The following is a 13,681-nucleotide window of genomic DNA, read 5'->3' on the forward strand; positions in this document are numbered from 1 at the left end:
ATTCTTTTTATTGTTTATTGTCAATTGAAACGAGCATGACACACATATCATCTTTTTGCGACGGATGATTCGGTGGAATCGCGTCATTCAATAATGCTTTCGGTGATGCCCAGTGTTGTTTTGCCAGCTCTGCCATTCGACTTTCTGCCACAATCTCGTCTTCATGCATCGCTTCGAGTACGCCATCTGTAAAGCCAATAATTTGTACACTTTCTTTGTACGAAATCGTATGTGCTTTCATCGGAGCATCTGCAAAGAAGCCGATTGCACAACTATTATGTTCTAATTTCTCTAACTGTTCGCCGTCCAAGCAAGCATAGCCACTCGGATGACCCGCATTCACATATTGAATCGTCTTTTCTTTCATATCGATCAACATATAAATTGCCGTAAAATAATAGGGTACTTTCTCTAAATCGTTATGCAGCAACGTCATATAACGATTGAGTTCTTGCATTACTTCTGTCGGCTCTACAATCGTATCAACACTTTCTCTTAATACCGAAGAAATGTACATACAAACGAGTGCCGCTGGAATACCGTGCCCCATCATATCAAAAAGCATGACCGCATAACGATGGTCGTCGATTTTATTCCAATAATACATATCGCCCGCCAAATTAGACGTTGGTTCATAATTGACTTGAATACGTATTTTTTCATCTTCTACAGGTTTACTTAATAAGCTTCGTTGGACTTGTGTTGCAAGTTTCAATTCTGCTTCAATATTTTTCTCGTGTTGCGCATGCCAATCAAGTTCTTTTTTTAGACGCAAAGCGACGTCAATTCGCGCAATTAATTCTGTGCGATTAATTGGTTTCGTGACATAATCATTTCCGCCTGCTGCTAATGCTTCAGCAAGTTTTTTCTTATCGTCAAGAGCCGTCGTAAAAATAATTTGCGTGTTTTTATAACGGTCGTCTTGACGAATTTTTTTACATGCTTCTATCCCATCAATTTCAGGCATCATAATATCTAATAAAATTAAGTCTACAGATTGCGCAGACGCAGCTTGATCAAAAATATGTAAGTAATCATACAATTCATGAGCTGATTGTAAGAAGATTGCTTCGGGATAATTAACACTTTTCAATATTTTTTCTAACACGAATAAGTTCACTTTATTGTCATCGACTAAAATAATTGACATAGTGGCCCTCCTTCAATCTTTTTTTCCATTCTAACAGATAATGAATTGTTTTTCTTCTAATAAATGTAATTTATTATTTTTCATTTTATTCACTCCATTTAGCTAATACAAACGATGCAAATAAAAAAAGAACGTGCATAAAAAGACCTATACTTTTTGCACGTTCTTTCGTCTATTATTTGAAACGTAAAATGTCGTCGACTGCTAAGCGAGATGTCCCATACGCTTCTTGTGCCGCTTCACCAATCGGTAAAAGTAGTACAGCGTATTCGTTGTCACTAAGTCCCATATGTTCTGCGAATTTTTGGCGATCAAATCCGCCCATTGGCACGGTATCGTAACCCATATCACGTGCAAGTAGCATAATTTGCATCGTAATTAAGCCCGCATCAAACTGAATCACTTCTTTTAATTTTTCTTTTGGCATATTGCCGTACAATTTACGAGAGTTCGCAGCCATATTGTCTGCTACTTGTTGTGGCATGAAACCTAGTGCTGCATTGGCATTGTAAATTTCTTCAGCTTTTTCAAACATGTTTAAATCACCTAAAACGGCAATAACTGCAGATGATGTAGCGATTTGTTCTTGATTGAAGGCGATTGGTAACAACGCTTCTTTTTCTTTTTGGTCTGTAATAATGAGGAAACGCCAAGGTTGCATATTGCTAGATGATGGAGCAGATGTTGCTTGCTCGATTAAATAACGTAATTTTTCTTTTGGAATTTCTACGTTTTCTTTATATTTTCGAACGGATTTACGTTCTTGCATAATTTTTTCTAAATTCGTTTGTGTTGAAATCACTTTTTTATTCCTTCTTTCACCTTATATGCACCAATTTGTCGCTTCGTACGAGTCAATTGATATCCTCTCTCATTATTATCGATTCTCAATTAAAACTCAATTAATTTGTCTTGAATGAAAGATTTTTTTTAAATACGGCGATTTCTTCTACGACAGGAATCGCTTTTCTAAGTGTTTCGTCTAATACGACGTTAACGACCGTCGCATTCGTTATTTTCTCGCCTGCTTCATTCAAAATGATTTGATTAAACGTAAAACTTTTCGTCCCTACTTTCTCTAATGTCGTTTCAATTCGAAGCATTGCCCCGTAATGTGCTTCTTTTATAAAATCGGTTTCTAAACGTACGACGACTGTTCCGATATTGCGTGATGCTAATGTTTTCGCGTCTAACCCAACTTCTGCGTACCATTTTTTTCGTGCTTGCTCCAAATAATAAATGTATTGCACGTGATTCATATGATTGTTTTGGTCCAAATCCGTATCCGCTACAGTAAATTGATAATCGCTATTCATCAAAATCCTCTCCTTCGTCCTGTCTTTTTATGCTATTCCCCTTTTCGTGAAATATACATCGTATTGTGCTAGAGAAGTTTATTTTTTTGCCAACTAATAACGATTATCAATGCTATACTAGTAGAAGCCCAATGCACGGAGGATGAATATGGAACAAAAGAAACGAAAAATTGCCCATCGCGCACATAATTTATTTATTACACAAGGCATCGTCGATACGTCATTGCAAGATATTTTAGATGCTGCATCGATTTCGAAAGGAACATTTTATAAATACTTCGAATCGAAAGATGCTTGCTTGCAATTAATTATCGAAGAAAAATTCAATGATATTTTTTCTAGTTTAGAAGCTGTTATTGTCGGGGATGATGAAAAAGATATCCATTCTTTTGAACGACAAGTCGAATGCTATTTAGAGTTGCTTGACCGCTATCATTTATATGAATTAAATCGTGCTGTTCGCCAAAGTCCTCATGATGAATTGCGTTCGTTCATGTTTGAAAAAGAACGCGACATTATTCGCTTCTTTGCGCACCGCTACCAAGCATGTCGACCTACTGTACCACTCGTTTATTGCTTTGAAATTTCAGCACTTTTTTATAGTATGATGCAGACGCTCGTCATTTATTACACACGTAAAAAAGTAACTATGCCTACACGTAAAGCGAGTAAAATGCTGACGGAGTATGCGGATATGATTGCGATGCGGATGATTAATACGAAAGAAACGTTATTTTTACAAGAATTAAATGAACAACAACTTGCCTTACTTGAAATTGTAGAAGAAATCGAATTGCTTCGAAAAGATGCAGCGAAACAAGACTATGCATTGCTTGAGGCGATGGTTGACCAACTGTCGAAACCGTCTCCTCCGAGCTTCGTTCTTTTAACGCTTTGTCAAGGTCTTGAAATGGATGCCACAACACTCCTTAAAAAAATTAAGACGTACGATCAACTTCCTACAAGTGAAGAATTATTATAAAGAAAAGCCCTTGAAATCAATAGATTCCAGGGCTTTTATCGTTCTATGCTTCTTTATCAAATTGTTTCATAACGTCTGCAGCTGTTTCAAAATGATACGTCGCTTCCACCATTTGATTCGCCTGTGTCGCTCCCCATTTTGCGACACCGAAAGAGGCTTTCGCTGCAAGGGCGCATTCGTAATCAAAAATAGAGTCTCCAATGTACAACGTGTCACTCGGCTCTACGTTTAACTGAGCCATACAATGTTGTAGTGGATCTGGATGGGGCTTATGCTTCTCTGTATCATCCGCTACGACAATCGCATCAAAATAAATATGTATCCCGAATGGCACAACTTCTGTATCAAATTGTTTTTTCGTTTTCGACGTCACGATGCCGAGCGCGTACCCTTGCGTATGCAACATTTCAATTAATTCTTGTATACGGTCGAAAAGAGTCATTTCATCTTGAAATGCTTCAATGGCTTCTTCCCAATCGGCTAACGTCTGTTCTACATCTTCAATACCAAGACGCTCTAAACCGATGCGACCAGGCAAGCCGAAAACGATGCGCAAATCGTCCATCGAATAATGAAGTCCTCTTTGCTTCGCCACTTGTTGCAACGCTTTTAATTGCACGCTTTCCGTATCGATAATCGTCCCATCTACATCAAAAATAATTGCTTTCACTATGCATCCCACCTTTTACTAAATTATAACGTTTCAGTAAAAAAAGTGCATCTTCTAGCGATGTGACTCAATCGAAAATGGCTGTAATAAATCGGTTAACGTATATTCGTAAACGTGTTTGCCAGCCAATCGTTCAATGAGCATCGCTAACTGGTCTTCATTCATCGCATAGTTGACGTCTTGACGCTTTTTAAACACGTCGTCGTAATCGCCTACACAAATAATATGGTCGAATAAATCGTACGCTCGTAACTGCTCAGGTGATTCTACGATGACCGCATGCATTTTATTTGAATACAACAAGCACTCAAACAGCTTACCAATCATCGTAAAATCATCATGTCGTCGCATAAAAATCGCCGTAATTGGCTTCGAATGAGGGTCTGCAAGCAGTCGCTGCCATACGTCATTCGTCATGTCACTAATAATTTCTGTCGCCACGTCATACGCTTTCGGTGTGATACAGTTGATTTTCTTCAACACATTCATCATTTGATAAAGCGGAATAATAATTTGCGTACACCAATCTTCCGAGCCATAATGCCGTAATAAGTTCTTATAGCTTGCCATCGCTGCCTGTACTTCCCCGCGCACGACTTGATCTGATAGCGTCGCATACAGTTCTTTCGGTACTTCTACTTCGTATCGACGCATTTTAACGATCGTTGCATCCGTTTCATGTAAAGAAACGAACTTGCCAGATGCTTGTTTCAACATTGGATTTAACGGTTCAAATGGGCTAACAGATTGAATAATTACTTCTTCTCCGTTTGAAAGAAGTACTTCTGCATTTTCCGGATAAATCCCGATAAATTCAATGAAACGATGCAAAAGCGCTTCATTGAATTCATCTGCCATCGCATACATTTTTCGGAACGCTTCCGCCGCCGTAATTGCTCGGCGGTACGTCCGCTCCATCGTCATCGCCGAATAGACGTCAACGAGATGCAAGATTTGAATTGATTTCGGCAAATCGTCCCCTTTCAAGCCGTGTGGGTAACCCGTACCGTCAAAATGCTCATGATGATGCTCTGCAAATTCGGATAAATGTCCGATATCCATTTCTTGAAAATATTTTTTGCCGTGAAATGTATGACGTTGAATAATTTCAAATTCGATGTTCGTCAACTTGTCCCTTTTTTGAAGCAGCTGGACGTTCGTATCCAACTTCCCGATATCGTAAAATAAATAGCCAATCGCAAAACGGTTCAAATTTTGAAGCCCTTCACTTCGTGCAAACAACGTCGCCAATGTAAAAACGTCGATCGCATGAGAAAAACTATACGCATCAAAATCTTCTAGTAATAAATAATGTTCTCGCAATTTTTTTCGTTGCATAAACTCCATAAATAAATTTTTAATAAACGTTCGCTCAATTTCTGTTTTCAAAACCGTTCCATAACGACTTTCTTTACTATTCGCAAACACACGCTGAAAAAAGCCGTCACGAATCGGCTTTAGTTCAATTCCATTCCATGTCATATCGTTCAATAGGAGGACGCTATCTTTTTTTACTTCTACACAAATTGATTTTATTTGTCGTTTCTTTAAAATTGTAATCATTCGCTCGTTCAACATTTGCCCACTGCGCATCAATACTTTGCCATCTTTTCGAATATCTTCATAAAGAATATCGCCTTTTTTTGCACGATAAATCGGACGATGTTCAAAATTGTCTGTTTCGACTTGTTGCATCTTTTTGCCTCCTTGAAGTATTTCTAAAGACTTATTTAAATTAGTAAAAATGAATCTATAGTCTTAATTAAATTCAGTCTACCATATTTTGAACATGACAATAAAATGTCCTATGAACATTTTTTAAATTATTTGAATATTTTTAATAAATTGTCACAATATGTTTTTAATTAGGATTTTCACTATGATAATAGTGCGTTACGAGCGCATCGAAACAACTACAAAAAAGCACGTCCCTCTAAATAGGTTCACGGTGAAAAAGACACTTCTTTTCAGTGGAATTTGACGGACGCTTTCCTAATACATGACAGAATCCTCTTCGCTCGCAAGCTCTCTCCAAGAACTCTCTCTCAATCACTTTTATTTTTTGTATGAATTTTTTTCCATCAAAAAACACTTTCAAAGATTTGATGCCTTTGAAAGTGTCTCTTTTATATTGTCTCAAATAGTTCGCTCAGTTCCATCTGATTTTTTCATACTTACGTTGTAAATTTCATCACGTTTTTAAATTTCTCGATTAATCCACCTGTGCTGTACGTTAACACGCTTCGGCGATACATCGAAACCGTCGCATAGAAAACGATAAGAAGCGTCACGAGTAAAATAGCGAGTGAAATCCACACACCGCTAACGCTTAAATCTGTCGCACTGTAGCGAAGTGGCATTAACATCCCTGACGTAAATGGCACGTATGATAATACTTTCACGAGTGCCGTATCTGGATTCGTCATCCCATAAATGAGCGTGAAAAACCCAGCCATCATCATGAACGTTAAAGGCATTGCTGCTTGTCCTGCTTCCTCTACTTTCGAAACGAGTGAGCCGAGGAAAGCGCCGAGTGTTACGTATAGTAGCAACGTTAAAATGACGAATGCTCCTACGAACCAGAAATAGCTCGGTGAAAATGCTGAAAGGATGTCTTGAATCGTCGCTTGTAATTCGCCGCCCTTCATATTAATGGCCACGTATGCGACCGCAATTAATAAAATGATTTGCGTACATCCAACGAGAATGACGCTCACAATTTTAGCGAATAAATGTTGATTCGGACGAACGGATGCCATGAGTACTTCTAATACACGTGAGCCTTTTTCAGAGGCGATATCTGTCGTAATCATGGAAGCGTACGTAATGACGAATAAATAAATTAAAAAGCCGATCGCATATGAAATGCCGACGCCTGCCATTTTATCTTCTGTCGTTTTAGAAGAAGTCGCTTGAAGCGATACTTCTTTAATCGGCGTAGACGCTGTTAAAATAGACTCCGCTTCTTTTGAAGATAAGTTTAACTGTTGAATACGGTACACTTTACTCGTTGAATCTACGAGCGCTTCAAGAGATTGTTGATGATTTAACGATAACGGTTCTTCCGTCATAAGCGTTGCTTGTAATTTGCCGTTATGATCTTTTAAAAAGAGTGCCCCATCATACGCTCCACTTTTAACGTTTTTCTTCGCTTCTGCTTCACTCATAAGAGATGGCATGTAGCTAATTTCGCCGTCCATCGGGAAGCTATCACCGACCACTTTCGTTTCGTCAATAACGGCTATACGTACGTCGTCATCGCTAGAAAAGAATGATGTAATAGAACTCCAGTTAAGAGCTACTAAAATAATCGCAATGTATAAAATGGTCATCGCAATAAAAGATTTTGCTTGCACTTTTTGCAAATAATTTTGCTTTAATAGTAACCACGTTTTATTCATGAGTAGCACCTACTTTTAATTTAAAGATTTCATCGAGCGATAAATAATCCATGCTGAATTTTTCCATATACGCACCGCTACTTAATGTTTCAAATAGTGCCGGTCCGAAGCTTTCATCTTGAAGGCGAAGTGTGTATCCGTCTTTCGTCACGATAACTTTTTCTACGCCTTCTAATTGCTGCAATTCTGGAATCGTTTTTGCTGTACGTACACGTAAATTAATTTTGCCGTACTGTTCTTTTAATTGTTGTAAGTCTCCTGAGAAAAGCGATTGTCCTTTTTTCAAAATGCACAGACGGTCGCATAGTTCTTCTACATTGTCCATTTGGTGACTCGAAAATAAAATCGTCATCCCTTCATCGCGAAGGTCCATAATCGCGCTCATTAATAAATCACGGTTTACTGGATCTAAGCCACTGAACGGTTCATCTAAAATTAAAAAATCCGGTTCATGAATGAAACTTGCAATCAATTGCACTTTTTGTTGATTCCCTTTCGATAACGTTTCCGCTTTCGCTTTACGCTTCTCTAGTAAATCAAAACGTTCTAACCAATAGTCCACTTTTGGCTTGAGTTGTTTTTTCGTCTTGCCGCGAAGTTCGCCGAAGAAATACAGTTGCTCTTCCACTTTCATCTTCGGATAAATGCCACGTTCTTCTGGTAAATAGCCGAGTAAATCACGATTTAGTGCATCAATTGATTGATCGTTCCACTGAATCGTCCCGTCTGTCGTCTGCTGTAAATTTAAAATCATACGGAACGTCGTCGTTTTACCCGCACCATTTTGTCCAATTAAGCCAAAAATCTCTCCTGCTTGAATCGAAAAGCTTAAATTGTCGACAGCTGTGAAATCTTTATATTTTTTCGTCACATTTTGTAGCGTGAGTGCCATATTTTTTCCCCTCCTATGTACTCTTCTCCTTAACTATACCGAATTGTGAAGAATATTCCAAATACTGTATAGAAAAATAGACGAATTGTATGACAAAGTCTTTTCTCCTACTAAAAAAAGACCGCCTCTCATGTAATGGAAGCGGTCGAGCTACAATTAATAAATTTTTACCATTTCACTGAACGGTTTACGGTATCCACGCATGCGCGGATGCGTCGTTTTTTCTTTCCCTAATACGAGCATAAAGACGACCTGTTCTGTCGGGGCAAGCTGTAATGTTTCGCGTACAATCGCATCATCATAACTGACTGGACACGTATCCCATCCTTCATTTTTAGCAGCGAGCATAAATTGCATCGCAAATAAAGACGCATTTCGTACAGCGTCAAATTGTTGGAATGCTTGTCCTTGGTCTTCATAATAATGAGCCGTCGTTGCGACCATATCATCTAGTTCTTGTTCTGACATAATGCCGAGCATGACAGCACCTGCATTCAGTCTAGCTGTTTCTTTATACGCTTCTGTATTCGTCGTTACGACAACGACTGCAGAAGCAGCTCCCACTTTGTACTGCCCACCTGATGCACGTTGCAAAGCGTCTTTTTTCTGTTGGTCGTTCATCACGACTTGGAACGTTGCTGGTTGCAAATTGAAAGCAGACGGTGCAAGTTTCACCGTATCAAAAATAACTTTCAATTGTCGTTCTGTTATGTGCATGTCCGGGTCAAAGTTATTCGCTGAATGACGGGCTTGTGCGAGTTGTGTAAAATCCATGAATTCGTCCTCTTTTTCTCTTTATTGGGCAAGGGTGCCTCTTTTAAATCAATTAACCTTCTGTCGTAAATAAAATACGGATGCCGTTCGGGTCAAGCGTTGAAAAAGCTTGTTTACCACCGAATGTCGGTGCAGCGTCAAACATTTCTACTACGTAGTTAGATGCACGTAAACTTGCTTTCACTTTTTCCGCTTCTGTATCGTCTGCTAACACGACTGTGTAAGAGCGTAAGCCAACTGCTTCGCTTGGAAGTGCTGTTGCGCCTTCGCTATTCCACGTATTCGTACCGATATGGTGATGGTATTTACCAGTTGATAAAAACAGCGCTTGTTTGCCGTAGCGTGTCACGACATTGTAATTTAATACGTCTGTATAAAAAGCTTCTGTATCGCTTAAATTGTTCACAGATAAATGGATATGTCCCATTACCGTATTGGCTGGAAGTCCGTTATAATGACCGTCCGCTTCTTTAAGTACGGATTCAAAATCAACTTGTAATGTCGTCATATACACTTGATTGTCCGCATCCCATTTCCATTCTGTATCCGGGCGATCGTAATAAATTTCGATGCCATTCCCGTCTGGATCGTACAAGTATAGCGCTTCACTCACATCGTGGTCGCCTGCACCGATTTTAATATGTTGTTCGATGAAATGTTGCACGTAGTTTCCTAGATCTTTACGTGTCGGTAATAATAAAGCAAAGTGGTATAACCCTGTATGTCCTTTTTGACTTGTCGCTCCATCAATTTCATTAATAGAAAGTAGGCTCGTTTTGCCGTCCGCTGTAAAATACGCTTCTTTTTCTGTTTGTTGCAATACTTGGAAACCGATTACGTCTGTATAGTACGCAATCGATTGTTGTAAATTCGATACTTTCAATTGTACGTGTGATACGTAGTTATTTGGTTTTGTATGATAATTAGATGTCATAAGGCATCCTCCTGATTTTTTGTTAGTTAATTACTTTTCGTAACTTACTATAAAATATTCACCTATGGAAGTCAAGAATTATTATTTGTTTAACGAAGTGAAAAAAAGGACAAAGAGTAAGTAATGTTTACAATTTTGAAGGAGGGAACGCTCGTGGAATGGAATGAATGGATTAGTAAGAAGAAACACGCTTTTTATGATTTTAAAAATGAAAGTTCAGATGAAACCGTCGTCAATGAAACCGATGCCGTGAAAAAATTTTTACGGTATCGCTTATCCCCAGAAGGGAAAAGTACGGACTGCGATCGTACAGCACTCGCACTCGCCGCATACGAGAAGCTTTGGCAACTCGATCCGAAACATCCTTTATTTGAGCCGGATACGATGAACTCTTTTCGACGTATTTATCGCCTTTGCTTACGTGCATACGATGCAACCTATTGGGACGCAGCCGGAAAACTAACCGACGTGGAACGCTTACAATGGCTTCTTTCAGACGATGTTTTTACCCATTACGCTGAAATCAATTTGCATCCGACCGTGCAAAAATTTGCTGCTCTTACACACTCGATTGGCAACTTTACCGTCGTGCCAAAAGGCTTCAACATGCGACGAAACGCCTCTTTACATGACTATTGGGATGTCACAATGGCTTATTTTGAAGCATTCCTCGGCAAAAAAGGCTTTCAATTATTCGTACAAAAATACACTTACGATGCATACGTAAAAAAAGACGGCTTTACGCCAAAAACATATTGGAAGGAACATACGTTACATACAGTGGGTCTTCCTCAACATAAAACGGTTCCAGACATTTTACGCATTATCGATAAAATGAACGATGCGATTGAACAGCGTGGCAAACAATTAATGAAACAATTACGAAAATAACCGAGTAGCCAATCAACACAAAAAGCCTCATTCATCGTATACTAATATAAGCATCAACTAGAGGAGGCTTTTTTTTGAAACATTATGACCGGACACTCAAGCAACTGTTCGTCTACATCCTCGGCCTATTTATTTTGACACTTGGTATTAGTTTATCGATTTATGCAGGACTCGGCGTATCACCCGTTTCTTCGCTTGCCTATGCTTTGACGCTCGTAACGAGCATCTCAATCGGCATAACGACCGTACTAGCCAATCTCGTCTTTATTGTCGTGCAATGGATTTTAACGAAAACATTTAAATTACGCTCGTATACAGTCCAATTACTCGTTTCCATTTTATTTGGTCTATTTACAGACGTCACTTTATCACTTACACAAGCGATTTTGCCTGTTCCAGAATCCATGACGATGCGAATCGTCTACTTAATACTTAGTTTATTCGTCATGGGCTTAGGCTTACTCGGCTACTTATCAGCGAAAATGCCTTTAATGCCTTACGATGCGCTCACATATGTCATTAGCGATACGTTCCACTTTGCCTTTAGCAAAGCCAAAATTACAGGAGACGTACTGAACGTCCTCGTCGCTGCTGTACTTTGTCTCGTGACGATTCATTCGTTCGGGTCGATCGGTTTCGGTACGCTCATCGCTGCCGTACTCGTCGGTAAAATTATCGGCTTCTATATGAAGATATGGCAAAAACCGCTCGTACGCTGGATGCTCACATCAAAATTTAACTAAAAAACCGCCCCTTTCTCTTTTGAAAGGAGCGGTTTTTCGTATGCATTTCTTCATAAAAAAATGAAATTGCCTTAGCAATCATTTGGGGTGATTAATAAGGCAATTTCAGTAAGCGATTTTTATAAAATCTGTACTTTAAAACTATAGCATAAAAGTGAAACAGTTTCATTCTTTTTTTATTTTTTAAGAAAAAATTTTTTAATAGTAAAAATCAAAGAATGTAATCACATTAAAAACATTGTATTCATGCGGTTTTTCAATCTTTTCTCTGTATTTTATTTTTAAACACTTTTATAAAACACAGACTAGTACAATTTTTTTAAAATACGCACAAAAAATAGTACAGTTCATATCGTATCTTTCATTTTTTACGAACATTCACTACTTATAGAAAGACATAATTGCTTTTATTGCCGGCATCACGCAGATTTTCATAAAAAATATACTCTATCGTTCGGGAGTTATTGAAAATCACCCCTTTTTCGCACGCTGATTCATTTTAAAAAGAAATAAATCGTTGTGTATCACAACAGATTAGATTTTCGTCGCGTTCAACTCTTCGTCTTTCTCTTCGTCAACTTGATGCACGACTTTTTGTGGCAATAAATAAAATGATAAACAGACGATGATGATGCCGCTCACGATAAATAACGCACTCGCCGATACGTAATCAAACAAAATACCGTATGTGATTGTTCCAACAGGCATCATAATCATGGCCATCATTTCGAGTAAGCCGAAAACACGTCCGCGCTGATGCTCATCAATTTCTTTTTGCATCCAAACGCCGAGTGGCATATTCGTCGTCATCGCAAAAATACCGAATAACCCCATGACCGTACATAAATAAATGATCGTGCCGAGCGATGAAAAAGGAATGAGCAGCGGCACGATGAAAGCGATAAGGACACATCCCATCGCAATGATGCTCCACTTCGCATTTCGAAGAGGATTCCGTACAGGCTTTATCATCGAAAATAACAATGCCATCGAAAGCATGCCGACCGCTTCAAACCCTTCAATAATGCCGATGGACGTCGGGGCGATAAACATTTTTTGTAACATGACGAAGCTGCCCCCTACACCGATACACGTGAAAAATAAATTAATCCAAGAAGACATGAAAAACACTTTTTTCAACAAATAATTGTTTTGAACGTATGTCCAACCTTCTCGCACACCTTTCCAAACAGAATCTTTTTTGTTAACTTGTACGTCTGATTGTTTTTCATATAACGTGAAATGCATCGTCGAACTAATGCATAAATCAACCGCAAGCATGATTGCCATGCCGACGAAAAACCATTGAAATGGAACAAAACCGAATAAAATACCGCCGAGAATCGGTCCTAAAATAGCGGTAGAAGATAAGACGAATTGGTTGAAACTCATCGCCTTTTGAATGCGGTCTTCGTCAATTAAATTCGTAACCGATGCGGTAAATGACACGCTCGTAATCGAGCTGCCAATTTGGTAAAAAAGAGTCGTCACATAAAGTAGCACGACAGACATGCCAAACGTAAAACTATACGTCGCAACGAGTAAAAGCGTCGCAACAACGATGCTCATACCTAATAAGACGAGTTTTTTCTTGAATAGCGATCGGCCAGTACACCGACGATTGGGGAAGTAATAATTCTCGGTAAAAAACTAATCAAAATGTTAATCGCAAAAAATAAAGATGAGCCGGTATGTTGCAAAATATACATACTGACGACGAAACCGTACACGGTCGCTCCGAGTGACGATACGACTTTCCCGACTAAGAAGGCATATAAATTGTAAGTCGCCTTTTTCAACTTCATTGATTCATCCAAAACAGTCACCTCTTTTTATAAGTTGATTTGATTTTATAATATTCAGACTATTTTTTCAACAAAAAGTTTAATTAAATTTAACTTTTTACATCAAATTAGATTGAAAATTGC

General features: G+C 38.6%; 14 protein-coding genes. 3 read left to right on the forward strand and 11 right to left on the reverse strand.

Annotated elements, in window-relative coordinates:
• Positions 1–7: 7 nt before the first annotated feature.
• From KSHG_RS08030 to KSHG_RS08040, 3 genes are all read right to left on the reverse strand, one after another.
• Positions 8–1,150: a PP2C family protein-serine/threonine phosphatase gene (locus KSHG_RS08030; RefSeq protein ID WP_010304438.1), complete on the reverse strand. Its 1,143-nt coding sequence runs from the start codon at positions 1,148–1,150 to the stop codon at positions 8–10.
• Between the two features lie 175 nt (positions 1,151–1,325).
• Positions 1,326–1,952 (reverse strand): nitroreductase family protein, encoded by a 627-nt coding sequence (locus KSHG_RS08035; RefSeq protein ID WP_010304439.1) that lies wholly within the window; start codon positions 1,950–1,952, stop codon positions 1,326–1,328.
• A gap of 100 nt (positions 1,953–2,052) precedes the next feature.
• Positions 2,053–2,466: an acyl-CoA thioesterase gene (locus tag KSHG_RS08040; protein ID WP_010304440.1), complete on the reverse strand. Its 414-nt coding sequence runs from the start codon at positions 2,464–2,466 to the stop codon at positions 2,053–2,055.
• A 148-nt stretch (positions 2,467–2,614) separates the two neighbouring features.
• Here KSHG_RS08040 and KSHG_RS08045 point away from each other — a divergent pair, with 148 nt between their 5' ends.
• Complete coding sequence (locus KSHG_RS08045) at positions 2,615–3,448, forward strand: TetR/AcrR family transcriptional regulator (protein WP_010304441.1); 834 nt, start codon at positions 2,615–2,617, stop codon at positions 3,446–3,448.
• 43 nt (positions 3,449–3,491) lie between these two features.
• On the opposite strand, the gene KSHG_RS08050 is transcribed toward KSHG_RS08045, so the two are convergent.
• The 6 genes from KSHG_RS08050 to KSHG_RS08075 form a co-directional block, all read right to left on the reverse strand.
• Positions 3,492–4,118, reverse strand: coding sequence for an HAD family hydrolase (locus KSHG_RS08050; RefSeq protein WP_010304442.1), 627 nt, complete (start codon positions 4,116–4,118; stop codon positions 3,492–3,494).
• 54 nt (positions 4,119–4,172) lie between these two features.
• A complete protein-coding gene (locus tag KSHG_RS08055; RefSeq protein ID WP_010304443.1) occupies positions 4,173–5,813 on the reverse strand; it encodes an HD-GYP domain-containing protein in 1,641 nt (546 codons plus the stop codon).
• 479 nt (positions 5,814–6,292) lie between these two features.
• Positions 6,293–7,519, reverse strand: coding sequence for an ABC transporter permease (locus KSHG_RS08060; protein WP_010304444.1), 1,227 nt, complete (start codon positions 7,517–7,519; stop codon positions 6,293–6,295).
• Positions 7,512–8,411: an ABC transporter ATP-binding protein gene (locus KSHG_RS08065; RefSeq protein WP_010304445.1), complete on the reverse strand. Its 900-nt coding sequence runs from the start codon at positions 8,409–8,411 to the stop codon at positions 7,512–7,514. The genes KSHG_RS08060 and KSHG_RS08065 overlap by 8 nt, the downstream gene beginning before the upstream one ends.
• 156 nt (positions 8,412–8,567) lie before the next feature.
• On the reverse strand, positions 8,568–9,185 hold the full coding sequence (locus tag KSHG_RS08070; protein WP_010304446.1) for a nitroreductase family protein: 618 nt from the start codon (positions 9,183–9,185) through the stop codon (positions 8,568–8,570).
• A gap of 52 nt (positions 9,186–9,237) precedes the next feature.
• Positions 9,238–10,119 (reverse strand): VOC family protein, encoded by an 882-nt coding sequence (locus tag KSHG_RS08075; RefSeq protein ID WP_010304447.1) that lies wholly within the window; start codon positions 10,117–10,119, stop codon positions 9,238–9,240.
• Positions 10,120–10,272: 153 nt separating this feature from the next.
• On the opposite strand from KSHG_RS08075, the gene KSHG_RS08080 reads away from it, so the two are divergent.
• Positions 10,273–11,010 (forward strand): hypothetical protein, encoded by a 738-nt coding sequence (locus KSHG_RS08080; protein ID WP_010304448.1) that lies wholly within the window; start codon positions 10,273–10,275, stop codon positions 11,008–11,010.
• 74 nt (positions 11,011–11,084) lie between these two features.
• Positions 11,085–11,753: a YczE/YyaS/YitT family protein gene (locus KSHG_RS08085; RefSeq protein ID WP_010304449.1), complete on the forward strand. Its 669-nt coding sequence runs from the start codon at positions 11,085–11,087 to the stop codon at positions 11,751–11,753.
• 534 nt (positions 11,754–12,287) lie between these two features.
• Here the strand turns inward: KSHG_RS08085 and KSHG_RS16480 are convergent.
• Together KSHG_RS16480 and KSHG_RS18005 are read right to left on the reverse strand one after the other, a co-directional pair.
• On the reverse strand, positions 12,288–13,322 hold the full coding sequence (locus tag KSHG_RS16480; RefSeq protein WP_010304451.1) for an MFS transporter: 1,035 nt from the start codon (positions 13,320–13,322) through the stop codon (positions 12,288–12,290).
• A gap of 2 nt (positions 13,323–13,324) precedes the next feature.
• Positions 13,325–13,570 (reverse strand): hypothetical protein, encoded by a 246-nt coding sequence (locus tag KSHG_RS18005; protein ID WP_010304453.1) that lies wholly within the window; start codon positions 13,568–13,570, stop codon positions 13,325–13,327.
• Positions 13,571–13,681 lie beyond the last annotated feature (111 nt).

Source organism: Kurthia senegalensis (assembly GCF_000285595.1).
Taxonomy (GTDB): Bacteria; Bacillota; Bacilli; order Bacillales_A; family Planococcaceae; genus Kurthia; species Kurthia senegalensis.